We start from the raw sequence: 24,078 nt of genomic DNA on the forward strand, positions 1-24,078 counted from the left end.
ATATGTATTTGATTTTGGTTTGTTTTAACGTCTTTATTGCCTTTATTTGATAACTTTTGTACACCGCTAAACATGTCGATTACACCAGTACATGCGATATTGAGTACAGGATAAGTACATAAATCATCATTTAGCTGAGTACAAAATACAGAATAGCAATTAGCGACACAAAACTGCGTTCTCTCTATGGTAAACCATATTCGGGCCCGGCTGAAATCACTGATTCAGACGGGCTTGGGATCCGCATAACGCCTAAAGGGGTAATCAGCTTTCAGTTCCGTTTTCGTTGGGACGGCAAACAGCATCGTCTGGGGCTTGGACGTTACCCATCCTTAACGTTAAGAGACGCACGCAACAAGGTTGCCGATTTGCGCGAGGCAGTTGATAAAGGGATTGACCCCCGGATCATGGCCGGCGGGCCACGCGCCCAAAACAAGCCCACTGTAAAAGAGTGCCTGGACTACTGGAAGGAAAACTACGTTGATATCTCGTTGAGGGAAAAAACGCAGGCGCTCTATAAATCGACTGTCATTAAACATATGAGCGACGCTTTTTCGGGAGTTCCTGTCGAAGATATCCCCGTGCGGTTATGGGTGGAGCGGTTCGCCGAAGAGGAGCGTATTAACCCACGGCGTGCCAGGCAGCTGCTGATTCAGTTACGAACGGCGATAGGGTGGTGCGTTCGTAGGCAGTTTGTCAGCGCGCCTGAGCTGATGCTCCTGCAGCCTAAGGATATCGGTGTTAAGCCCTCAGTCGGTGAGGTGACGCTAAGCTACAATCAGCTTGCAAAAATCTGGCTGACCATTGAGCGCAGCCGTGGTTCAACGTCGAACCGGTTGTTGCATCAGTTATTAATGCTTTATGGCGCAAGAAATAGTGAGATACGGGATTCGGTAAAGGGTGAGTTTAACAGGGAAGAGGGGATTTGGCTGCTTCTAGCCGAAAGGAGTAAGACCAAAAAAGTTGTCAGACGACCGATTTTTGACGCAGCGGATACTTTGCTGAAAAAGGCAGAAATGACCTACGGAAACATTCTTTTTCCCGGGCCTGATCTGACTAAGCCTATGTCCATCGCCGGTGCTAATCGCTTCCTGAAAAGAATCGAGGTTTCACTGGGTATTGGCGAATTTACAGCCCATGACTTTCGTCGCACGCTGGCAACTCGCCTTTCTGAAGAGGGTGTAGCCCCGCATGTTATCGAGAAGATGCTGGGGCATGAGCTTGGTGGCGTCCTGACTGTGTACAATAAGCATGACTGGATAGCAGAACAGAAAGACGCCTACGAGCTGTACGCAGAAAAGATATTCTGGCATATCAAGAAGATTTCGGGTTGATACCGCCATTTAAAATCCACGCTTCCACCTCAGACAGCAGGTATTGTTTGGGGTGGGTGCGTATCGGTTTTGGGAAATTATAACGCTCGGTATATTTCCATATGGTCATACGCGATGAAATGTGCATCATCTGCATCACTTCTTTCTCGGTTATCATTTCAACGCTGGCCACTAACCACCTCCTACGGCCTACTGGCCTCTTTTTTTCATGGCATCGAGCAGGATATCCTGCACTGTACGTTTTGAATTGCGCCGTTCCATCACCATTTCATCCATAGTGCCGGCGGCGATAAGGTGGTGTATGAATACCGGGCGGTTGTGTCCGGCCTGAATTTGCCGGGTTGGCCCGATACGTTCGATAATTTGCTGGTAATGCTCCAGAGCCCACCAGTGCGAGAAAAACACCAGTATGTTGCCGCCGTCCTGCATGTTCAGTCCGTGGCCTGTGCTGGCGGGGTGGGCGAACAGCACCGGTGTTTTTCCGGCGTTCCAGTCGCGCAGCGTCTGCGGATCCTGGTCAAGATGGCGGCTGCGGGGGAACGCTTTGAGTAGCCGCTCTAGGTCGTGCTTCCAGTGGTAGGCAACCAGCACCGGTGCGCCAGCTGCTTCAGCGAGTATGCTGTCCAGCGCCTGCAGCTTAGCGTCGTGAAGTTCTGACCAGTTCCCGGCGTCGTCGGTGTACACCGCGCCGCTGGCGATTTGCAGGCACTTCACCGTCTTTGCCGCAGCGTTCGGCGCTTCGATGCCTTCACCGTTCAGCTCGAGGAACATTTCCTTTTCCATCTCGCGATACTGCTGGCGCGCTTTTGGTGGCATGTCCACGCGGATCACGTTATGGATGGGCTCTTTGATATCGAACCAGTCGGCGGCATCCAGCGAGATAGTCACATCGGCCAGCGCGCGCTGTATTTCGTCCTGCGAATGCGCGAACGGCTCCAGCTTTGTCCAGCTCTGGCCGGGGAACTGTATCGAGTTAAACCAGCGGGAGGTAAACGCGCCGTACGTGCGCCCGAGGCGTTGCCCCTGATCGACAAACCACGCTTGCCCCCACAAATCCACCAGGCCATTCGGCGCCGGCGTGCCGGTGAGGTTCATCCAGCGACCTACATGCTTGTGTGCCACTTTGCCGAGCGCCGCCGCGCGCCTACCTCCGCCACGCAGCCGGAACGATTTAAGCCGGGTGCTTTCGTCAGAGATGATGGTAGCGAACGGCCAATGGCCGCCGAGTTCTTCGGCCAGCCACACCAGATTGTCGTAGTTGATGGTAAACACGCTGGCGTTGCAGTTTGCGAGCGCCGCAGCGCGCGCTTTGGCGGTACCGACAATCGGCTGCACTTCGATGTTACGCAGGTGGCCCCACTTTACAGCCTCATCAGGCCATGTGCTGGCTGCCACGCGCAGTGGCGCCAGTACCAGCGCCGGCTGTGTTTCTGCTCCGCACATGAAGAGATCTTCCAGCGCGGTCAGTGTCGCCACTGTTTTACCCATACCCATACCCGCCCAGATGTTGCAGCGCTCGATATCGATTTCGTGATTGATGATGAGATCTTGGTAGGGGCGTGGCTTAAAAGCTTTTGTCATAATGCTTTTCCACTTTAAAAGGATGTAACCGTATGAAACTGATTACACAGAGCTTAACTCCTGAAGAATTTTTCGCCAACGGGGACGCTTGAATATGAGGTTGATGCCAACGAAGTTGACGAGGGAAATCCTAACTTCCATCAACTACCAACAATTAAACCGCTTTTGTTAAAGGGTTTCGAATTACCTCCGGCGCACGTCTTCCACGACCCGAAAGCCCGTGCACAAATGCTTTTGTATGCGGGTGCTTGGACCAAAATTATCGTTAGGGTTTATGATACCGGCGGGAAAATTATCTATACCCAAATATCTCAAGATTTATATCGAGTTGTTTGTACACTTTAAATAATCCCCTCATATCTTTGCTATCCAGCACCACCACGTTAAAGCCCAGCGCGCGCAGTCGTTCATGCTCGCGCAGCTGGTCGGCATGTGGTGCTTTACCGGGGGCTTTGCATTCTACGAAAACGATACGGCCACCGGGCAGCAGCACGATGCGATCGGGAACCGAACGGCGCCCGGGTGATACAAATTTGTAAGCAATCCCGCCGGCGGCTTTCACCGCAGCGGCGAGGTGCTTTTCGATAATGCTTTCGCGTTCGTAGGCCATCAGCTCTTACCCTGCCCGGTGGCTGGCAGCGGCATCCACTCGCTTACCGGAATCCTGCCATCCTGCGCTAGCTGCTGGGCGACGTTTCACCGCGACGCTGGCGTGCTAACAGCAATAAATGCCTGTACCTGCTGGGTGTGGAAGGTGATTTCCGCAAACGCATTCACCGCCTCGAGGGCGATCTCGGCATTATCGAGCTGCTGGCCAACGGTCAACAATTCGTTGCCTGCGGTACGCACAGCAGCGGCGCCCGTATCGAATGGGATAACGTGCTGCCGGATGATCCGCCGGCGGTGACGACTGACCAGCTCGAAACGCTGTGGCAGCAGCTGGCCGACGTGCTCCCTGTATCGGTCCCCGACTTGCTGACTCCGCTGAGCGGGATTATTTCATCCTCAGAGAGCGAATCGTCACCATCACCGCACAAGTGAACTACTTGCAGGAATACATTCGAACACAGTGCTACCGATAAACTTGCGTGGGAAGGCCTTCTTAGAAGGCCATGTGCACCTTAATTTTTGCTTTTAAATGTGTCGTATTCTGGCCAGTCTGCGAATCCTATAGGTCTCTTTGCTTCATCCGGATTAAGCCTTTTTTTCTTAATAAGCAATATGTTAATCTGATTGACGTGTTGAATTAACTCGACTGGACTTCCATCTTCAAGTTGCCCGATAAAAGAATGTTGATAATGGAATGCAACTCGGACTCTCCACAGTCAGATGGTCAGCGGCTTACTTTAAGCAATTCTCTATTAATAATACCGGGTTGGTTCCAACGTCAGTCGCCACTTTAAACATTGCTTCATCATCATCACCAGTAAACAACATTTATTCACGAAATGCTGTAACCGTGGTATCTGATGAAAATTATAAATCAGACATCCATGAGTTATCAGAGCAGGAAATAAAGTGTGCAATACAGTGCGGAACGCTATACAGGAAGTACAAACTTAAATCAGCAATAATAGAAAAGGGGGGAGGAAAATGCAAGATATCATATCGGTGCAATAGCTCAGGATGTTAAGGATTGCTTTGAAGGGAATGGCCTTGACTGGAGAGCATATGGTGTCATTACATACGAGTCATGGAATAATGTGATTCCACAAGAAGCAGAATATGATGAAAGTGGGAATATAGTTAAAGAAGAAGTGGCAGGACAAAGCGCAGGAGAGATTTATATGCTTAGATATGATGAATTTAACTGCTTTGTTATGGCTGGAATCATTGCTTCTTTGAATAAATAGATACAGAAGGAGGCCAATGGCCTCCCTCTCAGTTGTCATTATTAATTTACCATTCGATCTCTTTCGCCAGTAATATAGGTATAGGAAAATACAAGGCAGAACATAAACGAAGTTGTGAATAGATGAATACTGGAAAGTGTGTAGCTAGTAAAAGCCCACATGACAATTATCGTAAGGAGCAGCAACTTGTTATTATTCTTTTTATTAATAGAGATGAAAGCCATCCATACGAAAGAGATAATGAATGCAGCAAACGAGAATATACCATAAGCTACAAGTGTTAATCTGAATTCGTTTTCAATGTATGCCTCCCCTCCAACACCAAATATCCTGAGCATTGGGTCATGCTTCAATACCTTTTCAAGCATGTCAAATTGCGCAGCTCGCATTTGAAGAGTGTCAAGATTACTGCTTGATGCCATCTCAGGGTGAAGAAGTTGCTCTATCTTAGTATTCAAAACATATAGCATGTCTGTGAAGAACTCAGGATTGGAGTAATATTGCTTTATAACTAGTGCAGCTATGAATGGAATCATAATGGCAACATATGTAAATGTCTTTCCTGGTTTCTTTATTATCGAAAGAGCACCAATGACAACCATCGTTACAATTGCTGTTCCCGTATTCTGTGCAACAAGACCAATTAGCAATGCTGCCATCTTAATGTTAAATAAAAATACACTTTTCTGTTTAACCAAAAAGATCAAACAGAAAATTGAAAAGCATATCATTTGACCGTCCATTGTAGGATAGCCAACCCCCATCCTACCCCAGTCCCTAAAATTCTCTTTAAAAAGAGGGGCCCCATGCAAATAAATTGGAATCGTTATTATTGAATATATTGCAGCCAGGTTAATCATCAGGCCAATTCCTTTAGTGGCCGATTCTTCATCATTTCTGATAAAACATATCATTGATAAGAAAATTATTGAGAATATTATGTGCTTGTATACGGCTGAGTATTTATTCTCAAAAACATTTATAGGGCCAACATTATATGTTGTTATATCTATAGATAATGTTATTGGTATGTTTATTATCGCCAGAGCGGAAATTATTAAGTAAGGAGCGACAAGGGCCACATCTTTTCTTTTGCATAGCCTCAATAAAGGTATAGAACTTAAAATAAAAAGATTTAGGAACAATTCCCTGAATGGAGATATGAATCCAGAGATAACCAGATTACTCCTAACGCCATCAAAGACAATAAAAAATACAAGGAAATAAAATATCCATTTTTGGACTTTTCTTAAACTAATTGTCATTTTAAGAACTCATGAGATCCATTAGTGTCATATCGTGCAATATATGTAATATATAGTAGTATATCAAGAAAAATGCATGGCATGATTGGAACAAGTTGGGGGCTATATGGATGGGTTTACACGTAGACAAGTGGTGATTGGGTTGGCTGCAGGATCTGTAGGGGCACTCATTCCTGCCAGATTCGCGTTAGGTGGCGGTAGGGATGTGGCGTGGCTAAAAGGTATTGATGCTTCTGGTGTGCCGGTAGATGGTGGAGGGGCAACAGTTTTGGTTAATGAGCCGCTAACCCTTAGAGGCGGTCATTTTGTGAACATAAAATTCGTTCCTGCACCGGGGTATTTTGGACCGGGCCCTATTTTTCAAGCCAAAGACGGAACTGTCATTCATGAAAATGTTTCTGTTAATGGCTTTGCTGGTCCTGGGTGTAAGATATTGAGCAATAAGCAAAAAGGTAACAGTTTTATTGCCATTGGTGAATGTTCATACAGTGACAACGGTAGAAAGAGCTTAACCACACTCTCTAACAGCGTAGATTTACGTCTTACTAATCGCCTGGAAGTAGTTGACGCAAGTGCTTTCAAGCCTGGCCAATATATCTGGCTTGGCGATGGTAAGTTTAAGATTAAAAAAATTGATAAAAACTCATTGTTCCTTGAATCTGGAGAGCTTCCTTATCTTATTGGTGCAAAAGTATTCAATGGCGGCTATGATCGCTGCATGCCTGGGCAGAGTGTAATTGGCGATGCAGACGATCGAAATGGAATTAGGATTGGTAATGGTGGTTATGCGTGGAACATAGATACTTCTAACGCAAAAATAACAGCTAGCAATAATGCCTGGTTCGGACTTTTCCATCATTCAAAAAAATACTATGGCAAACAATTAATTGAAAATATCACTTCAGAAATGAATGGATACTGTAATATCGGCATGGGCTTCATGAATGAAGGCACTATAAAAAATTGTATTTCAAAAAATGCAGGAAACAACTGTATAGATGTCTTTGAAAGTAAGGGTGCAGTTGACGTAACAAAAAATGTTGTTTCTGGCGCTGGCGTTGATGGTATTTTTGTTGGTGGTGATGGGCAAGTGGCAAGAGTATATGATAATAATGTTAGTGATTGCCGTAGAATCGGAATCCTGATCAATGCACGACATAACCCAATATCAAATGTCTTTGTTAAAAATAATGCTGTAAAAAATTCGGGGATGAACTCTTTGACTCTAACTGGGGTTGAAGGCGGCGTTGTTGAAGATAATAAATTAGAAGGAAGCAACATTAGACAGGCCATCTTCCTTGAAAAAAAAAAGGGGCTTGAATTAACAGGGCATCTAACAATTGAAAATAATTACATTGTAAACTCAAAGAAAGGTGATATATCTACTAATTACAGTGGGTATGGAGCAGATTCAAATGCTAAAGTTACAATAAAAAATACTAAAAAAACTTTAGTTTCAGGAATAGAAGGTTATTAATAAATGTAATTTATAAACTTAATGTAAATATACATTAAGTTATGCCACCCTAAAGCAATTTTTTTTCAAGGGTAGCAGCTTTAATTCTGTTGGTGATATTCACCATCACCATTATCGACGTTTCACTTGTAGTATTGGAATCCGTCTCTACTGGGTAGGGGTTAAGACGATATATAAATATCTCCCTTCAGGAGCAGAAAAGAGGAGCTGATATGGTTAGCATGAGGTATCACTCATTGACTAACCACATATCTGACTCTTCAAACATCTCTTCAAGCATGCGGTTAAGCCGTTCTTTCTCGGTTTTCGTGCAGTCACTGTTTAACGCGTTCGTTCAGTAGCAAAACTTTGGTACCGGGCGAGACGTTGTATCGACCAATCGGCTCCGGCTCATATGCGATGTCACGATCGGCTTCATCGGACAGGTAAGCAAGATATTCTTCACGGGTTTGGGCTTGTGCAAAACATCCACACATAGAAACCTCCAGTCAGTCAAACTGAAAGTATAGGGCAGGGGGCAAAATCAGCATTCGAGGTACATTATTGGTTGTGTACCAAATTGCGTACCAAATAAAAGTGCGCTGAGATGGGTGGCTTTAATGGCGCGAGTTGCATGGCTACTGCGCGTAGTCGTGGAATAAAAATCCAGGCTGATTGGCGCTGTCTTGCATAATCGATTCGTTATCCATGGTGTAAGACATTCCGTATGGTAAACGATTTGTAGAGCCATCAGAAGGGTAACGGTCAGATGCATCTACTGTCATGTCATATTTTCTTGCAATTTAGCCCTGATCTCTCAGGCGAACTTCCGTAAAAAGGACGGCGAATCTGTAAATCTTGAGGATATGCCGTTGAAAGGCCGTTTTTTATTTGCTGTAACTTTGCTCGCTTCGAGCGTTTCCTGCGCATTTGCTGCCGCTGATTTGCCCGTCACCGTGACGCCGCCATCGATCCAGGCCGGTTCCTGGGTGCTGATGGACTACACTACCGGTCAAATCCTGACCGCCGGTAATGAACACCAACAGCGTAACCCCGCCAGCCTGACCAAACTGATGACCGGTTACGTTGTCGACCGCGCCATCGACAGCCATCGCATTACCTTTGATGATATGGTCACCGTCGGTAAGGATGCCTGGGCCAAGGGCAATCCGGTGTTTAACGGTTCTTCGCTGATGTTCCTTAAAGCGGGCGATCGGGTTAGCGTTCGCGATCTTAGCCGCGGGCTGATCGTCGATTCCGGTAATGACGCCTGCGTCGCGCTCGCTGACTATGTCGCCGGCGGCCAACCGCAATTTGTCGCGTTGATGAATAGCTACGTTGAAAAATTGCATTTGAAAGACACCCATTTTGAAACCGTCCACGGACTCGACGCGCCTGGCCAGCATAGCTCCGCCTATGATTTAGCGGTGTTGTCGCGGGCGATTATTCACGGCGAGCCGGATGTCTATCACATGTATAGCGAAAAAAGCCTGACGTGGAATGGTATCACCCAGCAGAACCGTAACGGTTTGCTGTGGGACAAAACCATGAATGTCGATGGCCTGAAAACCGGCCATACCTCAGGAGCGGGCTTCAATCTTATTGCCTCGGCGGTCGATGGCCAGCGCCGTTTGATTGCCGTGGTGATGGGGGCCGATAGTCCAAAAGGGCGAGAAGAGCAGGCGGCTAAGCTGCTGCACTGGGGTCAACAGAACTTTGACACCGTTCAGGTGCTGCAAAAAGGTAAGCAGGTTGGCGTCGAACATATCTGGTATGGCGACAAAGAGCAGATCAAGCTCGGCACCGATCAGGACTTCTGGCTCGCGATCCCGAAATCAGAAGTTCCACGTATCAAAGCAAAATATGTGCTTGATACCAAGGATCTGGAAGCGCCGATTGCCGCTAACCAACGCGTGGGCGAAATCTCTCTTTACGATGGCGACAAAGTGGTCGGGCATTGGCCGCTGGTGACCCTGGAAAGCGTCGGCAGGGGTGGGATGTTTTCCCGCCTGAGCGATTATCTGCATCACGGCATTTAATCTTATTACCCTCTGCCCCGCCGCACTCTGCGGCGGGCTGTATTCATTTCGCACTTGTGGCGACTCTGTGAATCCGCGCACATACTGTTGTTCATCCGGCTGCTAAATTTGGTGTATATTTATACAGTATTTTATCAACACTGGAGGCGCTATGAACTACAGCATTCAATCTCTCGATGCCCGCAAGATTGCCGGGTTTCATATGGTTGGCCCCTGGGAGCAGACCGTAAAGCAGGGGTTTGAACAACTGGCGGCGTGGGTCAGTCACCACCAGGTGCCTGCGCAGGAGTGGGTCGCGGTATATTATGATAATCCGCAGCAGGTACCGGCGGAAAAACTGCGTTGTGACACCGTTGTTACCGTGGCGGATGATTACGTCATCCCGCCGAATAGTGAAGGGGTCATCCTCACCGCAATTGCCGGTGGCGATTACGCCTGCGCCAGCGCGCGGGTCATTAACCATGATTTCTCCACGCCGTGGCTGCAGTTCTTTGACAGCCTGCTGCAGAGCAGCGAGTTCGAAATCGCGGATAAGCCCTGTTTTGAAATTTATCTTAACGATGGCAACCAGGATGGTCACTGGGATATTGAGATGTATGTGGCGGTGAACCGTATCGGCTCGTAAGTCGTTATCCCTTATCTTGACAAGGTTTTTTACATTAGCGCAGTGCGCTCGTGAAAAAAGCGGCTACAATTGGCCTTTTCTGTTTGCCGGAGCAGGCCGTGCGCGCTGATAAATCACTTAAGCCATTTGAGATCCGTCTGTATCGTCATTACCGAATTGTGCACGGTATCCGCATCGCGCTGGCTTTTGTCCTGACCTTCCTGCTGGTGCGTCTGCTGAACGTGCCGGAGGGCACCTGGCCTCTGATCACCCTGGTGGTGGTGATGGGGCCTATCTCTTTCTGGGGCAATGTGGTGCCGCGGGCCTTCGAACGTATTGGCGGCACTATCCTCGGTTCGGTACTGGGGCTGGTGGCGCTCAAACTCGAGCTTATCTCACTGCCAATCATGGTGCTGTGGTGCGCGGTGGCGATGTTCCTTTGCGGCTGGCTGGCGCTCGGCAAGCGGCCCTATCAGGCGCTGCTGATTGGCATTACGCTGGCGGTGGTGGTGGGCGCGCCGCCGGGCGATATGAACACCGCGCTGTGGCGAAGCGGCGATGTTATCTTCGGTTCACTGTTGGCGATGCTGTTTACCGGTATCTGGCCGCAGCGGGCGTTTTTGCACTGGCGCATCCAGATGGCGAATTACGTCACAACGTTTAATCGGCTGTATCAGGCCGGTTTTTCGCCAAATCTGGTTGAGCGCCCGCGGCTGGAAAAACATCTTCAGAAAGCGCTCAATGATGTGGTGAAAATGCGTGGGTTGATAACCCCGGCCAGCAAAGAAACGCATATTCAGAAAGCAATCTTCGAAGCCATTCAGACCGTCAGCCGTAATCTGGTATGCATGCTGGAACTGCAGATCAACGCTTATTGGGCCTCTCGTCAGGGCCATTTTGTGATGCTTAACGCCCAGACGTTGCGTGAAACCCAACAGATGACTCAGCAAACGTTGCTGACTATCGCCCATGCCCTGTATGAGGGAAACCCGCAGCCGGTACGCGCCAACACCGAGAAGCTCAACGAGATCGTGGTTGAGTTGCGACAGCTTATCAAAGAGCATCAGGGCGATAATCTGTCGGAAACGCCGATTCACGGCTATGTTTGGCTGACCATTGAGCTGGCGCGCCAGCTTGAGCTGCTGTCGCACCTTATTTGCCGCGCGCTGCGCAAATAAAAGACAGATACGTGCGCGAAGTGAACAGGTTGCTTCGATTCAGCAGCATTTAGGGTTATGATAAATGCAAAGGAAAAAACATTGTCATCAGCGACTGCTAGCAGTTATGTTAGCCCTATAGGGCAGTCGCTTTAGCGAATCCGAATCTCAAATATTAGGGGTGTAAAAATGGAAACAACTAAGCCTTCTTTCCAGGACGTTCTGGAGTTTGTTCGTCTGTTCCGTCGTAAGAACAAGCTGCAGCGTGAAATTCAGGACGTTGAGAAAAAGATCCGTGATAACCAGAAGCGTGTCCTGCTGCTGGACAACCTCAGCGACTACATCAAGCCGGGTATGAGCGTTGAAGCCATTCAGGGTATCATCGCCAGCATGAAAACCGATTATGAAGACCGCGTTGACGATTACATCATCAAGAACGCCGAGCTGTCGAAAGAACGTCGCGACATCTCTAAAAAACTCAAAGTGATGGGTGAAGCCAAAGTCGGCGAATAAACCACTCATTAGTTCCGGCGGCAGTGCTTGCCGCCGGGCTCCTCCTCTTCCTGCCGTTAAACCTCCGTATAAGCATCGCCCTTTAAGCCGACAGTTTGTTATACTGCCGCCGTGAACTTATTGATACCGGAAGGGTTTATCACATGCTGTCCCAGCTACAGGTACCGCCGCGATGATACTGATTACCGGCGGCGCGCGTAGCGGCAAAAGCCGTCACGCCGAATCTTTACTCCAATCCTTCGCGTCGGTGCTTTATATCGCCACTTCAACCGCTATTGACGATGAAATGGCCGCACGCATTCAACATCACCGCAATAGCCGCCCACCGCACTGGCGTACTGCAGAGCGCAGCCGTGATCTAACGCCACTCATTACCCCCGATAATGCACCCGATGAAGCCATTTTGCTTGAGTGCGTCACTACACTGGTCACCAATATTCTGTTCGCTGAAGGTGGGGAAACGGATCCTGAAGAATGGGATTACGCTGCGTTGGAAAGGATAGTCACGCAAGAAATCACTCAGCTGATTGCTGCCTGCCGCGCCTGCCCATCGCCGGTGCTGTTGGTTACCAATGAGGTGGGGCTGGGAATCGTGCCGGACAACCGGCTGGCGCGGCATTTTCGTGATATTGCCGGGCGCGTGAATCAGATGCTGGCCGCGGCTGCCGATGAGGTGTGGCTGGTTGTTTCAGGGATAGGAGTCAAAATCAAATGATTAAATCGTTCTTTGCCACGCTTTCTTTTATGAGCCGCTTGCCGGTTCCGGCCCGCTGGTCGCAGGGGCTGGAAATCGATCAATATGAGCGTGGGATTGTTACTTTTCCACTGGTGGGGTTACTACTCGGCGCGATTGCCGGGCTGGTGATGCTGGCGCTTCATGCCTGGTGCGGCCTGCCGTTGGCCGCGCTGTTTGCCGTACTGGCGCTGGCGCTGCTGACCGGCGGTTTTCATCTTGATGGCCTGGCGGATACCTGCGATGGGATCTTTTCCGCCCGCCGCCGCGAACGGATGCTGGAGATCATGCGCGATAGCCGGTTGGGGACGCACGGCGGACTGGCGCTGATCTTTGTGCTGATGGCGAAGGTTCTCGTCATTAGCGAACTGGCGCTGCGCGGTACCTCGATGCTGGCCGCGTTGGCCGCATCTTGTGCCGTGGCGCGAGGGATGTCGGTGCTGTTAATGTACCGCCAGCGCTATGCCCGGGAGCAGGGGCTTGGTAACGTATTTATTGGCAAGGTGACTTTCCGACAGACCGTCATTACCCTGGCGCTATCATTGGCGCTGGCAACGCTGCTGCTGGGCCTGCATGGCCTGCTGGCTGCGGTTATAACGCTGCTGGTAGTATCGGCGCTTGGCCAGGCGCTGAAGCGCACGCTGGGCGGGCAGACCGGCGATACGCTTGGGGCGGCCATTGAACTGGGCGAAGTTATCTTTTTACTGGCGTTGCTATAGAGCACACAGCGCGCTGTCAGGAAGCATATGAATACAATAACTGAATGGTTAGCGGCCATCCCGCGACCGGACGAAAGCGCGATGTCGCGGGCTCGTGAGCATATTGACGGCTTGTTGAAACCTCCCGGCAGCCTGGGGCGTCTGGAAACGCTGGCGGTTCAGCTGGGAGGTATGCCGGGGCTACAGGGCGGGCTACGTTTTGCACGCAAAACTATCGTGGTCATGTGCGCCGACCACGGCGTCTGGCATGAAGGTGTTACCGTCTCGCCACAAGCGGTGACCGCTATCCAGGCGGCCAATATGACCCGTAAGAATACCGGCGTTTGCGTGCTGGCAGCTCAGGCCGGGGCTGATGTTCAGGTAGTTGACATCGGTATTGACGCCGAACCGATCCCAGGGCTGGTAAATATGAAAGTGGCGCGCGGCAGCGGCAATATTGCCTGTACCGCGGCGATGAGCCGGGAGCAGGCCGAAGCGCTGCTGCTGGCGAGCATGCGCTACACCCGCCAGCTTGCGGAGCAGGGCGTGCGTCTGTTTGGCGTGGGCGAGCTGGGGATGGCGAACACTACGCCTGCTGCGGCCGTGGTCAGCGTGCTGACCGGCCATGATGCCGGCGATGTTGTCGGCATCGGCGCAAACCTTCCGCTATCGCAACTGGCGCATAAGGCGGAAGTGGTACGCCTGGCGATAGCGGTTAACCAGCCTTCATCCGAAGACGGCCTCGACGTGCTGGCAAAAGTGGGCGGTTTTGACTTGCTCGGGATGGCTGGGGTTATGCTGGGCGCCGCTTCCTGCGGATTGCCGGTGATACTCGATGGCTTTTTATCGTACGCTTCAGCACTGGCGGCCTGCCGGATCGCGCCACAGTTGCATCCGTACCTGATTCCGTCGCATCTGTCGGCGGAGAAGGGGGCACGTATTGCGCTGGAACACCTGCAGTTGCAACCTTATCTGGAGATGGGCATGCGCTTAGGCGAGGGCAGCGGCGCGGCGTTAGCCATGCATCTGGTCGAGGCGGCAGGGGCAATGTTCAACAATATGGGGACGCTGGCTGAGAGCAATATCGTGCTGCCGGAAACCCGTTAAGCGGCTTCGGGGCGCCGACCGGCCCCCCGAAACAGTGCTTACAGCGCCTGCTGCCACACGCTTTGCGGCAGCAGATAAACATCCGCTTTAGCCTGCATGCCGTCGGTAACGATATGACGAATGCCGCTAGCCATCACCGCAAGGGTGACATCAAACGCATTCAGGCTATCGCCAAAACCGGCGGTAAGGTTGAGCATTGAGCCATCGGCCATTAGATAGATTGTTTTCCCCGGCATCCGATAAGCGTTGATATAGGGCATAACCTCTTCATGCGGGAACTGGCGCAGGTGTTCGCAGTCAATCTCTTCCGCCACGTGGCCGACGTTGAGAATAAACACCCCATCTTTAGCGCTGTCCAGCGCCAGGCTGTTGACCACTTTTTTGCCGCCGGTGGCGGTAGCGACGACGTCGGCTGATGCGATGGCATCCTGTAAATCCACGACATGCCAGCCGTCATAAGCGGCCTGTAAACGGCGCGCGGGATCGATTTCCGCCACCATAACCTGGCCGCCGAAGGCTTTTGCCGCGGCGGCGACGCCTTGCCCGACCAGGCCGTAGCCGATCACCAGCACTTTTTTCTCATGTAGGGTCAGGTGAGTAGTCTGGAAGAATGTGTGCCAGGCCGTCAGGCCAACCATATGGCGGTTATGTAGCCCTTCTTTGACCGGCAGATCATCCCAGTTAAAGATAGGGTAGCCGGGGCGAATATCACCGAGGCGATTGACGCCGGAGCCGGTGGCTTCAAGGCCGGCGACGACATTGCCGAACTCGCCGCGCTGGTGGAGCAGAGTGGTAATATCTGCACCCATTTCACAAAGGTGAGTTGGCCCCCAGGCGATGGCTTTTTCCCATGATTGTTGCCAGTCGGCGTCACTCATATTGCGCCAGGCGCAGGCTTCCGCGCCGCGCTCCACCAGCCAGGAGACAACCTCATCCTGCACGGTGGTTGGATTACAGGTGGTCAGAAAGACTTTCGCCCCTTTCTCAAGGAGCCCCTGCACCAGCGGGATCATTTTCATATCGAGATGCATACAGCAGGCCAGGCGCACTTCGCTGAGGTCAGGAAGGGCCGCCACCTGACGCAGGGTACGCGGCATATTCTGGCTGGCCCATGCCACTTCTTTCGTTAAATTTGTCTTATTATTCACCGTATTGTGACCTTTAATCCGTAGAGTGGGTTTAACCCCGGTGGGGAAGATGATTCTAACGCAGGGTGTAAAAATCACATAACCCACACTGCCCGGTAAAGTTGCAAATAATAGGCATCATAAATACATGGTTGTTAATGAATGGTTAAATAAAGACAATGAAACATCATTTATTCCTATGATGTGAGCGATTCGTTCGATGTTACGCGTTTTACAGCGCCCGCTATTTTCTCGCGCGCGTATTTTTCTTGGCCGTTTAAAACCTCATGCCTTACCCGTTGCTAAAAAGCATATTGTGCTGGGATCGATCGGTGCGGGAACCGGACTGGCGGTGACCAGTATGTTCAGCCACTGGCTGTTGGGTGAGGTAAATCTGTGGTTTATTGCGCCGATGGGGGCCTCGGCGGTATTGCTATTTGGCGTGCCCAGCAGCCCGCTTGCTCAGCCCTGGTCTATCGTTGGCGGCAACGTACTTTCGGCGCTGATCGGCGTCACCGTCGGACTACTGGTGCCGGATACGGCAATCGCCTGCGGCCTGGCGGCGGCGCTGGCGATCGCCGGGATGTACTTTTTGCGTTGTCTGCATCCACCTGGCGGCGCGGTGGCGCTTACGGCCATCCTTGGCGGCGCCGGCGTACACAGTGAAGGCTACCAGTTTGTGCTGACGCCGGTATTATTGAACTCCATGATGTTGGCGCTGCTGGCGATCGTCTTCAACAATCTGGTCGGGCGCCGCTATCCGCATCCGCTGGCGGCGGAAGAGGTGAAGCCGAATGTAGTGCCGATGGGGATTGCAGTCACTCGCGAAGATATTCACGCCGCGCTGATGGAAGGGCAGTTCCTTGATATCGGCGAGGACGATGTGCAGGAACTACTGGAGAATATCGAACAGCAGGCCCGTCTGCGTCTTGCCGCCGGTCAAAAAGCGCGCCAGTGATGCTATTAAGACACCCGTTGCAATGCCTTAGCTAGCGCGAGCCTGAATCGCTCGATGAGGTCGGGTTCACCGGGCAATAATTCGGCGAGCGTAATCGTTTTGTCCGCGCGGTAGACCTTACCGCTGCCGAGCAGCGCCTCGATATCATTGGCCGCCTGATGCGCGGCCTGCAGATCGGCATCCAGTAATATCACGGCGTGAGCCAGGACGATGTGACCCTGGCTTTCGGCTACGGGCCGCCAGTATTGAGCGGTACCGGCAATCTTGCGCGCGTTTTCTCCCTCACCGCAGGCCAGATTATAGCGGCCGTCGCAAAAAGAACCGCTGACGGCCTGAAAATGGCTTTCGACGCCAAGAGTCGAAAGCGTGCGTTGCAATATTCCACATAACAACAGATAGATGGGTTCGGCGGCCTCGCCTAATGGCTGGATTACCGGCCAGGCAAGACTCAGGTTGAGGATCCCCGGTCCCTGCGGCACCAGCCCGCCTCCGGATCGACGCATCCACACCGGCCAGCCACGGGCGGCAAAAGATTCACTGACGGTGGCCAGATTGGCGAATTTCCGGTAATTGCCAGGAACCACGAACCCTTGCGGCGCCTGCCAGAGTTGAGCGACGGCTTCGCCGCGGCGCGCGCGCTCGAACAGAGGCTGTTCGGCGAGCGTGGGATCATCGCATTGGACAATCGGTAATCCGCCGATATTGAAGCGGATGGGCAAACAGCCTGCGTTATGTGGTTCGCGCATAAAGCCTCCGTTTTTATGCCGGATGGCGGGTTTTCATCAACATCGCCGTAACGGCGGAGAGCAGGCAGCCGACCGTCAGATAAATCGCCACGCTATGCCATGACCCGCCAGAGAAGGTGACCAGCGCGGCGGCGATAAATGGCGTAAAACCGCCGCCGACCACGCTGGCCACCTGGTAGCCTACGCCTGCGCCGCTGTAACGATAGCTGGCGCCAAACATTTCGGTAAACATCGGCTGCTGTACGCAGACCACCATATCATGGGCGATGTTGGCCAGCATCAGGGCAAAAAACAGGATCCAGAACAGCGAGTGCTGCTCCAGCGCCATAAAGAAGGGGAAGCCGCTTAATGTTCCGATCAGTGCCCCGGTAATATAGATACGACGGCGGCCAAACCTATCCGCCAGCCACGCAAAGCAGGGAATGGTAATACAGCTAATACCGCCCACCAGCAACCCAATATTGAGGAACAGTTCACGCGGCAGGCCGAGGTTTTGTGTCGAGTAGTTGAGGGCGAAGGCGGTCACGATGTACATCGTTAACAGTTCACACAGGCGCAGGGCGATGATCAATAAGAAGGCGCCGGGATGGCGCGCCAACGCTTCCAGTACCGGCAGGCGTTTTTTCTTCGCGGCTGGCGTTTTCTGCAGCTGTTGTTCAAATTCTGCCGACTCGGTCATGCCGTTGCGGATCCACAATGCCCCCAGTACCAGCACTACGCTAAACAGGAATGGCAGGCGCCAGCCCCAGCTAAGGAACTGCTCATCGGTGGTGAAACTGCTGATAAGCGATACCAGCCCAGTAGAGAGTAACAGACCGACGCCATAACCCACCTGCACGCCGCTGCTATAGAACGCCTTTTTGTTTTTTGGCGCGCTTTCAACCGACAGCAGCGCCGCGCCGCCCCATTCGCCGCCGACGGCGAAACCCTGCACTGCGCGTAAAATAACCAACAAAACCGGCGCCCACCAGCCAATCTGGTTAAAGGAAGGTAGTAGGCCGATGCAGGCGGTGGCGATCCCCATCATCCACACGGTCATCATCAGCATGCGCTTACGGCCTAAACGGTCGCCGAAATGGCCGAAGATAATGCCGCCGAGCGGGCGGAAGAGGAAGCCGACGCCGAAGGTCGCGAAGGCTGCGAGCGTGCCCATCGCCGGGCCAATTTGTGGGAAAAATTCGCGGTTGAACACCAGTGCGGCGGTAATGCCGTACAACAGAAAATCGTACCAGTCGACGACGGCGCCGGCAAAGCTTCCCCATGCCGCGCGACGAGCGCGATGAAGAGAAGCAACCCCCTTGCCGGAGTCGGGAGAAATAAGCGTTGAGTCCATGCCTGTCCTGTTTGTTGTTAACTTGTTATTATTTGAATGAGACGCTTTCTTATCTTCGCGCCGTTAAGGAGATTACCGCGCATAAGCGCAGCTGAAAAGTTTTTTACCAGCATGAAAGACAATAAAGTAAAAAATGTCTAAATCGAACATTTAATTTCCACAACTGGCGTGGGTTAACTGTTGACCATAACTGCTATTTTATTTTTGTTGCCCCATTGGGACTGCTTTTAAGAATTCACGTAAATGGTTTACAATTACTATCTCCAACGCTGGATATGGTGGGTGATATGCGTCTAATTTTTGCAGTTTTATTTTATGTTTTAGTTTTACCCCATGCTTTCGCAGAAAAACTGCCTGCGCCAACAGGTAAACCCGTTTTAACCATTTCAGGAAAGATTACCAATACAAACGAAGGTGATACCGCCGTATTTGACATTGCCGCGCTAGAAAAACTGGGCAATGAGACAGTGATCACAACCACTCCGTGGTATTCAGGGAAAGTGCGCTTTGATGGTATTTCACTTAGCAAACTTATGGACTTAGTGGGTGCGCAAGGTAAGACGGCGAAGGTGATGGCCCTCAACGATTATACCACTGAGGTACCGGTGGAGGATTTTCATAAATTCCCGGTGATCCTGGCGCTGAAGATGAATGGTGAATATATGCGCATTCGTGACAAAGGGCCCCTTTTTATTGTTTATCCTTACGATAGTAGCGCGGAGTTACAGAACCAAATCTATTATTCCCGCTCGGCATGGCAGGTTTCAAAGATTATAATTGAGTAAGGCTCTGATCTTGAATCGAATACTCACTGCCATTATTTTGTCGCTTTTTATCGTCACCGGATACATTACCTATCTGGTGCATGAGCGGCAGAGTGAGCTGCAAAAATTAACACGTTATACCGACTCGTGGTCCGTATCCCAGATGGTCTCTGAATATATGCGTCTGGAGGCTCGTTTAAGCGCCCTGGCGCTGAACGTGAAGGGGACCGACCGCGATGAGGTACGCCTGCGCCTGGAAATAATGATGAGCCAGATCGAGTTGCTGCAACAGGGCGATCTTGGCCAGTTCATCAGAAAAAGCGAGCAGCGACAGGCAACGGTGACCAGTCTGATTCAGGTCCTCGAGCAACTCGATCGGCAACTGGACACCATGACGCCTGAGCAGATGGTGACTCTGCTGCATACCATGAGTAAGTTAGATGGTCCGATGACCTCACTGGCCTCCATGACCCTGGCGCAGGACTTTGATGTCGTCAATCTTACGCACGATAAGATTCAGCATCTCTATTACATCTATTCGGTGATTTCAATCTTGCTGATTACGATGTGTATCACTCTTGGCCTATTGATGCTTAGGCAAAATAACAATTTGCGCCGCGCGCATGTGCGCATGAAATTGCTCGCGAATGATTTGCAGCTGTCGAAAGAGAAACTGCAGGTACAGAACCGTCGGTTGCAATATGATGCTTATCACGATTCGTTAACAGGCATGCCTAATCGCCTCTCTTTCTGGCAGAGGCTACAGGAAGTAGTCAATCATGTGAAACCTTATAATGGTTGCGCAGTGGTTATGTTGTTCGACCTGGATAATTTTAAAGATGTTAACGATACCCTGGGGCATGATGCTGGTGACAAACTGCTGCAGGAGCTCGCCAGCCGCCTGTCGTTCTTCCGTAAAACATCAGAGACGCTGTACCGGCTTGGCGGCGACGAATTTGCCCTGGTATCGCAGGATCTGAGCGAAGAAATGGCGCTGGAGCGGGCGGATGTGATCCGCGAGAAAATCAGCCAGCCGTACCAGATCTACGATTCATTAATTAACATCGGGGCTTGCATTGGCATCGTAATCTCCGATGCTGAAAGCCGCACTGATTACTTATACAAATGTGCCGATCTGGCGTTGTATGAAGCGAAAAAATCCGGTGCGGGACATGTGGAGATTTTCCGTCCCGGCATGTTGCAACGTTTACAGGACAACAAATCCTTTGAGGACGATCTGCTGCATGCGCTGGAAAATGACCAGTTCAAGGTTTACTACCAGCCGATCGCCGACACGGTGTCGCGTGAAATTTATGGTTACGAAGCGCTGGTTCGCTGGTTTCATCCGCTGCGGGGCATGGTACCGCCTACGGAATTTATCCCGGTGGCGGAGAAAACCGGCCTGATTAACCAACTTGGCGAGTGGGTGCTGAAGACCGCCTGTGAGGAAGCGGCCCGCTGGGAGCAACCACTGAAAGTTTCGGTTAACGTCTCACCGATTCAACTTATCAATACCTCACTCACAGACACGGTGGTTGCGGTGCTAAAGAAGACGGGCCTCGACCCGCGGCGCCTTGATCTTGAGATTACGGAATCTGATGTATTTAACGAAAATACGCGCTCGCTGGAGATCCTCAGCCAGTTACGCGAGCAGGGGATTCAGATTTCGATTGACGATTTTGGCACCGGGTATTCGTCATTGTCACGGTTAAGTTATTTCCCCTTTGATAAGATCAAAATTGATCGCTCGTTTGTGGTCAATATACCTATGCAAAAAGATGACCTCGATATTGTGCGCCTGATCATCAGTATGGGGAAAAGCTTACATATGCGCATTGTCGCCGAAGGTGTTGAAACCGAGGAACAATTAACCTCGCTGCAACAATTGGGTTGCGATCTCGTTCAGGGCTATTTAATTGGCAAGCCGGGGCAGTTAAATAACAACTGAAACAAGATAATCCTCAGTCTTTAAACTGGCGCCGGTGAACTATCACTGGCGCTTTTTTATATTTTAAATAACGATAATCCGTAATGGGTATAAATAGTGGTAGGTAAAATAGATTCGAAAAAACAATACCCTTAGCAATTGAAAGGGGTATATGATATGCAATATATCGTTCCATTCGCGGCGCTATTTCACGGCGCGGAAAGAGAGGCAAATCATGCAACGAATCATTATACCTACCCATTATGTTCAGACCCGTTCCACCCCCATGTGGACCAAAGAGACCGCGCCCGCGTCCATCTGGAAGCGCCATCTTGATGCCGGTACGCGACAGGGCGTCTACCCGCGTTTATCGGTGATGCAGGGCGCAATACGCTATTATGGTTATGCCGATGAAACGAGCCCAGACCCTGTTGAAACGATGACTATTGAAGCGGGGCAGTTTGGTGTCTTTCCTCCGGAAAAATGGCACTGCATTGAGGCATTAACTGACGATACTGTATTTAATGTCGATTTTTACGTCGACCCTAAAATTCTGATTGAGGGATAAGTTGAGTCTATGAACAGTGAAAATAAAGGTTACTCATTAGCGATAGTCAATAACAACAATAATGAAAAACGAGAGAAAACTTATCTCAAGCCGATGGCGCTTTATGTCCCTGATATCGCGGTTCAGGCAGTAGCGGAATTGCTTCAGGATCTTTCAACCGATAACGCACAGGGCAAAGGGTTCAGCCTGATGGTGACGAACAATAATAACGGTGTATCGGTAGATAAAGATTTTGCTGCAATCGAGGCGCTTCAGGATCCACTGCATGCCGCTGATGCGGTGAAAGAGCTCATCAATATTGTGCGCGGTTATGAGTCTGACGAAGAGACTAACGTCTGCGGTTGGTAAAAATTCAGTCAGGCAGATATCGTCCGATATCTGCCTCTATCTCTGGTTTCAACTCATCGCTATCTGCTGCAGTAACCAGTCCCGCAAGGCGCTGATATCGGCGCGCTGGGCTAACTCTTGTGTCGCCACCAGATAATAGTTTGCTCCCGGTAAGAACATTTCAAATGGCGCCGTTAATACCCCGCGTTGCAACAGATCGCGCGCCAGCAGTTCGCTGGCAATCACCACGCCTTGTCCCGCCACCGCCGCCTGTAGCGCATGCGTCTCGTCGCTGAAGGTTAACCCTGCGTCGATATTCAGCTGCGGTGGTCCGTAGCGGCGTTGCCAGTTCTCCCAGCCCGGCGAATCTGCCGGAACGTGACGATGTTCAACGTGGAACAGGGTCGCGTGATGCAAATCCTCCAGCCGTGTAATACCCAGCGCGGGGCTGGCGACGACGATAAATCGGTCTTCATGTAGCAAGGTACAGTGCAGTTCGCGCTCCGGCGTTTCACGATAGCGAATCGCGACATCCACGCTGCGCTGGTTGAGATCCACCCGTTCGACGCTGGTATGTAGCCGCAGGTCAATGGCGGGGAATTTCGCTTTAAATGCTGCCAGTCTCGGTACCAGCCAGTGAGTCAGAAAGTTGGAAGTCGTGGTGACGGTGAGCGACGGCGGCTGGTGTGAGCGAACAATTTGCGCGGTAGCCTCTTCCAGCGCGCTAAAGGCGCGCTGGGTTCCGACATAGAGAATTTCGCCGCTTTCGGTAAGGCTGACGCCAAGGGCATTGCGTTCACAGACCCGGCACTCCAGCACAGATTCCAGCAGCTTGATTTGATGACTTACTGCGGTAGCGCTCACCCCGAGCATATCGGCGGCGCGTTTAAAACTGCGGCAGCGGGCAACGGCATGAAAGGCGCGTAGCGCGCCCAGCGGGGGGAGACGGTTTTTTCTCATGGCTGAGTTTTTCTCATCTATGGCTGAAATCTATGCGTTTGTGTGGGTAATTATACAGGCGCTAGTCTACTGAAATGTGAAATAAGAGCTGAATTTAATTCATCATCGTTTGAGAATGTCAGGAGTGAAAAATGAGTATTTTCCTGCACCCGCGTGCTGCGGTAGCGACATCCGGTGCTGAACCGCGTGCGCAAGCTATCGCGCTAAGCAGCTTATTCGCGGCAGGCGCGCTGTTATTGAGCATTTCCGCCATCATCGGCGCTATCGCCAGTTTGGCGTTGCTATTGGCGCTGGCGGGAGCTTTTGCTGTTGGCTATGCAATCGCGCGTTGGCAGCCGTGGCCAGCGCATTATAGCGTGACAATATCGTGTTATGCCTTTGTGCTGTCCGCTATAGGTTGGTTGCTGGTTTTGGTGATATGGAATAGCGAACACGGTTGGCTGGAGCTCATTCCGGGAATCGTCTTTGGTGGATTAGGGCTGGGCATTGTCTGGCAAACCCATGCGGCAGAAAGAGGTTTTTTGGGGATGATGCCGAACATCCCGACGATAGCGAGTATCGTTTTTATTACCCTGGCGATTCTGCTAACCAATCACTATGCCGATTCAGGAAAGGGAGGCTTTGTCTACGCTCTGGCGGTGCTGGCGGATCTGGCGTTGCTGGGTGCGGTGCTGGTGAAAATCAGGCTGCAGGATGAGCACAGCATCAAATACGAATGATCGAACGCGTAGATAATTTCTGAATAGAGATAGATTGAAAGTATTGCGATAAGAAAGCAAAAAGCCTGCTCGTAAGCAGGCTTTTCTGAATCTGGCTCCTCTGACTGGGATCGCCTTTGCCAATAACTGGCTAATAAGTAAGCTAAACCTGAATTCCTTTTCTGTCAAGACCACCAGAATGACCCCCTCTAAGAAATGTATGCACTTGTAAGAAGAAGCAATGCCCATTGGGGGGATAAGGTACAATCGGTACTCTGCCGGTGCATTATGTTTTAGTGATCTGTGACCGTCCTGCATTGCCACAGACAG

At 51.1% G+C, this 24,078-nt stretch carries 25 protein-coding genes and 4 pseudogenes; 18 read left to right on the forward strand and 11 right to left on the reverse strand.

Annotated features, from left to right (window positions below):
- The first annotated feature begins 152 nt into the window (after positions 1–152).
- The gene (locus ABLU86_RS02850) at positions 153–1,334 is read left to right on the forward strand and encodes a site-specific integrase (protein ID WP_108684154.1); all 1,182 of its coding nucleotides are present in this window, start codon (positions 153–155) and stop codon (positions 1,332–1,334) included.
- On the opposite strand, the gene ABLU86_RS02855 is transcribed toward ABLU86_RS02850, so the two are convergent.
- The 3 genes from ABLU86_RS02855 to ABLU86_RS02865 form a co-directional block, all read right to left on the reverse strand.
- Positions 1,315–1,491: an AlpA family phage regulatory protein gene (locus tag ABLU86_RS02855; RefSeq protein WP_046883226.1), complete on the reverse strand. Its 177-nt coding sequence runs from the start codon at positions 1,489–1,491 to the stop codon at positions 1,315–1,317. The genes ABLU86_RS02850 and ABLU86_RS02855 overlap by 20 nt on opposite strands.
- Before the next feature lie 32 nt (positions 1,492–1,523).
- Positions 1,524–2,915: a DEAD/DEAH box helicase gene (locus ABLU86_RS02860; RefSeq protein ID WP_046883125.1), complete on the reverse strand. Its 1,392-nt coding sequence runs from the start codon at positions 2,913–2,915 to the stop codon at positions 1,524–1,526.
- A 292-nt stretch (positions 2,916–3,207) separates the two neighbouring features.
- Positions 3,208–3,525, reverse strand: a complete 318-nt coding sequence (locus tag ABLU86_RS02865) for a VRR-NUC domain-containing protein (protein ID WP_045361474.1) — start codon at positions 3,523–3,525, stop codon at positions 3,208–3,210.
- Positions 3,526–3,596: 71 nt separating this feature from the next.
- Between ABLU86_RS02865 and ABLU86_RS02870 the strand changes: the two are divergent.
- Positions 3,597–3,881: pseudogene (locus ABLU86_RS02870) on the forward strand (replication protein); the annotation flags it as partial.
- Positions 3,878–3,997 (forward strand): annotated as a pseudogene (locus tag ABLU86_RS02875) (lysis system i-spanin subunit Rz); the annotation flags it as partial. The pseudogenes ABLU86_RS02870 and ABLU86_RS02875, both read left to right, overlap by 4 nt.
- A gap of 39 nt (positions 3,998–4,036) precedes the next feature.
- Here ABLU86_RS02875 and ABLU86_RS02880 read toward each other — a convergent pair.
- Complete coding sequence (locus tag ABLU86_RS02880) at positions 4,037–4,240, reverse strand: DUF6173 family protein (RefSeq protein WP_241866224.1); 204 nt, start codon at positions 4,238–4,240, stop codon at positions 4,037–4,039.
- 378 nt (positions 4,241–4,618) lie between these two features.
- On the opposite strand from ABLU86_RS02880, the gene ABLU86_RS02885 reads away from it, so the two are divergent.
- A complete protein-coding gene (locus ABLU86_RS02885) occupies positions 4,619–4,768 on the forward strand; it encodes a hypothetical protein (RefSeq protein WP_155959287.1) in 150 nt (49 codons plus the stop codon).
- A gap of 41 nt (positions 4,769–4,809) precedes the next feature.
- Here ABLU86_RS02885 and ABLU86_RS02890 read toward each other — a convergent pair whose 3' ends face one another.
- Positions 4,810–6,033: a hypothetical protein gene (locus tag ABLU86_RS02890; RefSeq protein ID WP_045361468.1), complete on the reverse strand. Its 1,224-nt coding sequence runs from the start codon at positions 6,031–6,033 to the stop codon at positions 4,810–4,812.
- 106 nt (positions 6,034–6,139) lie between these two features.
- On the opposite strand from ABLU86_RS02890, the gene ABLU86_RS02895 reads away from it, so the two are divergent.
- A complete protein-coding gene (locus ABLU86_RS02895; protein WP_045361466.1) occupies positions 6,140–7,510 on the forward strand; it encodes a right-handed parallel beta-helix repeat-containing protein in 1,371 nt (456 codons plus the stop codon).
- Between the two features lie 229 nt (positions 7,511–7,739).
- On the opposite strand, the pseudogene ABLU86_RS02900 reads toward ABLU86_RS02895, so the two are convergent.
- Both ABLU86_RS02900 and ABLU86_RS02905 read right to left on the reverse strand, forming a co-directional pair.
- Positions 7,740–7,841, reverse strand: a pseudogene (locus tag ABLU86_RS02900) (DinI-like family protein); the annotation flags it as partial.
- Positions 7,828–7,986: pseudogene (locus ABLU86_RS02905) on the reverse strand (SOS response-associated peptidase); the annotation flags it as partial. The pseudogenes ABLU86_RS02905 and ABLU86_RS02900, both read right to left, overlap by 14 nt.
- Positions 7,987–8,361: 375 nt before the next feature.
- On the opposite strand from ABLU86_RS02905, the gene dacD reads away from it, so the two are divergent.
- The 7 genes from dacD (at position 8,362) to cobT (ending at position 14,340) form a co-directional block, all read left to right on the forward strand.
- Positions 8,362–9,528, forward strand: coding sequence for a serine-type D-Ala-D-Ala carboxypeptidase DacD (gene dacD / locus ABLU86_RS02910; protein WP_032715591.1), 1,167 nt, complete (start codon positions 8,362–8,364; stop codon positions 9,526–9,528).
- A 151-nt stretch (positions 9,529–9,679) separates the two neighbouring features.
- On the forward strand, positions 9,680–10,153 hold the full coding sequence (gene sbmC, locus ABLU86_RS02915) for a DNA gyrase inhibitor SbmC (RefSeq protein WP_020078368.1): 474 nt from the start codon (positions 9,680–9,682) through the stop codon (positions 10,151–10,153).
- A gap of 98 nt (positions 10,154–10,251) precedes the next feature.
- Entirely contained in the window at positions 10,252–11,310 is a 1,059-nt protein-coding gene (locus tag ABLU86_RS02920; protein ID WP_020078369.1) for an FUSC family protein, read from the forward strand.
- Between the two features lie 168 nt (positions 11,311–11,478).
- A complete protein-coding gene (locus ABLU86_RS02925) occupies positions 11,479–11,802 on the forward strand; it encodes a DUF496 family protein (protein WP_015365834.1) in 324 nt (107 codons plus the stop codon).
- Positions 11,803–11,974: 172 nt separating this feature from the next.
- Entirely contained in the window at positions 11,975–12,517 is a 543-nt protein-coding gene (cobU, locus tag ABLU86_RS02930; protein ID WP_125992507.1) for a bifunctional adenosylcobinamide kinase/adenosylcobinamide-phosphate guanylyltransferase, read from the forward strand.
- A complete protein-coding gene (cobS, locus tag ABLU86_RS02935; protein ID WP_059444281.1) occupies positions 12,514–13,254 on the forward strand; it encodes an adenosylcobinamide-GDP ribazoletransferase in 741 nt (246 codons plus the stop codon). The genes cobU and cobS overlap by 4 nt, the downstream gene beginning before the upstream one ends.
- Positions 13,255–13,281: 27 nt before the next feature.
- Positions 13,282–14,340, forward strand: a complete 1,059-nt coding sequence (gene cobT / locus ABLU86_RS02940; protein WP_348795917.1) for a nicotinate-nucleotide--dimethylbenzimidazole phosphoribosyltransferase — start codon at positions 13,282–13,284, stop codon at positions 14,338–14,340.
- A gap of 38 nt (positions 14,341–14,378) precedes the next feature.
- Here cobT and ABLU86_RS02945 read toward each other — a convergent pair whose 3' ends face one another.
- Complete coding sequence (locus tag ABLU86_RS02945; RefSeq protein WP_032708694.1) at positions 14,379–15,488, reverse strand: adenosylhomocysteinase; 1,110 nt, start codon at positions 15,486–15,488, stop codon at positions 14,379–14,381.
- Positions 15,489–15,687: 199 nt separating this feature from the next.
- Here ABLU86_RS02945 and ABLU86_RS02950 point away from each other — a divergent pair, with 199 nt between their 5' ends.
- The gene (locus ABLU86_RS02950; RefSeq protein WP_015365839.1) at positions 15,688–16,425 is read left to right on the forward strand and encodes an HPP family protein; all 738 of its coding nucleotides are present in this window, start codon (positions 15,688–15,690) and stop codon (positions 16,423–16,425) included.
- A gap of 5 nt (positions 16,426–16,430) precedes the next feature.
- Here the strand turns inward: ABLU86_RS02950 and ABLU86_RS02955 are convergent, their stop codons facing one another.
- Positions 16,431–17,171, reverse strand: a complete 741-nt coding sequence (locus tag ABLU86_RS02955; protein WP_348795918.1) for a lipoate--protein ligase family protein — start codon at positions 17,169–17,171, stop codon at positions 16,431–16,433.
- A gap of 13 nt (positions 17,172–17,184) precedes the next feature.
- Positions 17,185–18,504, reverse strand: a complete 1,320-nt coding sequence (gene shiA, locus ABLU86_RS02960; RefSeq protein WP_020078374.1) for a shikimate transporter — start codon at positions 18,502–18,504, stop codon at positions 17,185–17,187.
- 287 nt (positions 18,505–18,791) lie between these two features.
- On the opposite strand from shiA, the gene ABLU86_RS02965 reads away from it, so the two are divergent.
- From ABLU86_RS02965 to ABLU86_RS02980, 4 genes are all read left to right on the forward strand, one after another.
- Positions 18,792–19,289 carry a molybdopterin-dependent oxidoreductase gene (locus ABLU86_RS02965; RefSeq protein ID WP_026612259.1) on the forward strand — a complete coding sequence of 166 codons (498 nt, stop codon included), beginning with the start codon at positions 18,792–18,794 and terminating at the stop codon, positions 19,287–19,289.
- Between the two features lie 10 nt (positions 19,290–19,299).
- A complete protein-coding gene (locus ABLU86_RS02970) occupies positions 19,300–21,216 on the forward strand; it encodes an EAL domain-containing protein (protein ID WP_020078376.1) in 1,917 nt (638 codons plus the stop codon).
- A gap of 214 nt (positions 21,217–21,430) precedes the next feature.
- Positions 21,431–21,763, forward strand: a complete 333-nt coding sequence (locus ABLU86_RS02975; protein WP_015706013.1) for a DUF1971 domain-containing protein — start codon at positions 21,431–21,433, stop codon at positions 21,761–21,763.
- Between the two features lie 9 nt (positions 21,764–21,772).
- Positions 21,773–22,111: a DUF1869 domain-containing protein gene (locus ABLU86_RS02980; protein ID WP_015706012.1), complete on the forward strand. Its 339-nt coding sequence runs from the start codon at positions 21,773–21,775 to the stop codon at positions 22,109–22,111.
- A gap of 48 nt (positions 22,112–22,159) precedes the next feature.
- On the opposite strand, the gene ABLU86_RS02985 is transcribed toward ABLU86_RS02980, so the two are convergent.
- Positions 22,160–23,050 (reverse strand): LysR substrate-binding domain-containing protein, encoded by an 891-nt coding sequence (locus ABLU86_RS02985; RefSeq protein WP_020078378.1) that lies wholly within the window; start codon positions 23,048–23,050, stop codon positions 22,160–22,162.
- Positions 23,051–23,181: 131 nt separating this feature from the next.
- Between ABLU86_RS02985 and ABLU86_RS02990 the strand changes: the two genes are divergently transcribed.
- Positions 23,182–23,769, forward strand: coding sequence for a hypothetical protein (locus ABLU86_RS02990; protein WP_046883130.1), 588 nt, complete (start codon positions 23,182–23,184; stop codon positions 23,767–23,769).
- Positions 23,770–24,078: the final 309 nt, after the last annotated feature.

This window comes from Klebsiella sp. JN_Kp121, assembly GCF_040062145.1.
Classification (GTDB): domain Bacteria; phylum Pseudomonadota; class Gammaproteobacteria; order Enterobacterales; family Enterobacteriaceae; genus Klebsiella; species Klebsiella aerogenes.

Bases quoted from the DNA above. Each gene is read 5' to 3' on its own strand.
- ABLU86_RS02950 (WP_015365839.1), top strand. From the start codon at position 15,688: ATGTTACGCGTTTTACAGCGCCCGCTATTTTCTCGCGCGCGTATTTTT.
- cobT (WP_348795917.1), top strand. From the start codon at position 13,282: ATGAATACAATAACTGAATGGTTAGCGGCCATCCCGCGACCGGACGAA.
- shiA (WP_020078374.1), bottom strand. From the start codon at position 18,504: ATGGACTCAACGCTTATTTCTCCCGACTCCGGCAAGGGGGTTGCTTCT.
- sbmC (WP_020078368.1), top strand. From the start codon at position 9,680: ATGAACTACAGCATTCAATCTCTCGATGCCCGCAAGATTGCCGGGTTT.
- ABLU86_RS02955 (WP_348795918.1), bottom strand. From the start codon at position 17,171: ATGCGCGAACCACATAACGCAGGCTGTTTGCCCATCCGCTTCAATATC.
- ABLU86_RS02925 (WP_015365834.1), top strand. From the start codon at position 11,479: ATGGAAACAACTAAGCCTTCTTTCCAGGACGTTCTGGAGTTTGTTCGT.
- ABLU86_RS02975 (WP_015706013.1), top strand. From the start codon at position 21,431: ATGCAACGAATCATTATACCTACCCATTATGTTCAGACCCGTTCCACC.
- cobU (WP_125992507.1), top strand. From the start codon at position 11,975: ATGATACTGATTACCGGCGGCGCGCGTAGCGGCAAAAGCCGTCACGCC.
- ABLU86_RS02860 (WP_046883125.1), bottom strand. From the start codon at position 2,915: ATGACAAAAGCTTTTAAGCCACGCCCCTACCAAGATCTCATCATCAAT.
- ABLU86_RS02855 (WP_046883226.1), bottom strand. From the start codon at position 1,491: ATGATAACCGAGAAAGAAGTGATGCAGATGATGCACATTTCATCGCGT.
- ABLU86_RS02890 (WP_045361468.1), bottom strand. From the start codon at position 6,033: ATGACAATTAGTTTAAGAAAAGTCCAAAAATGGATATTTTATTTCCTT.
- ABLU86_RS02990 (WP_046883130.1), top strand. From the start codon at position 23,182: ATGAGTATTTTCCTGCACCCGCGTGCTGCGGTAGCGACATCCGGTGCT.
- ABLU86_RS02985 (WP_020078378.1), bottom strand. From the start codon at position 23,050: ATGAGAAAAAACCGTCTCCCCCCGCTGGGCGCGCTACGCGCCTTTCAT.
- ABLU86_RS02980 (WP_015706012.1), top strand. From the start codon at position 21,773: ATGAACAGTGAAAATAAAGGTTACTCATTAGCGATAGTCAATAACAAC.
- ABLU86_RS02895 (WP_045361466.1), top strand. From the start codon at position 6,140: ATGGATGGGTTTACACGTAGACAAGTGGTGATTGGGTTGGCTGCAGGA.
- ABLU86_RS02865 (WP_045361474.1), bottom strand. From the start codon at position 3,525: ATGGCCTACGAACGCGAAAGCATTATCGAAAAGCACCTCGCCGCTGCG.
- ABLU86_RS02965 (WP_026612259.1), top strand. From the start codon at position 18,792: ATGCGTCTAATTTTTGCAGTTTTATTTTATGTTTTAGTTTTACCCCAT.
- cobS (WP_059444281.1), top strand. From the start codon at position 12,514: ATGATTAAATCGTTCTTTGCCACGCTTTCTTTTATGAGCCGCTTGCCG.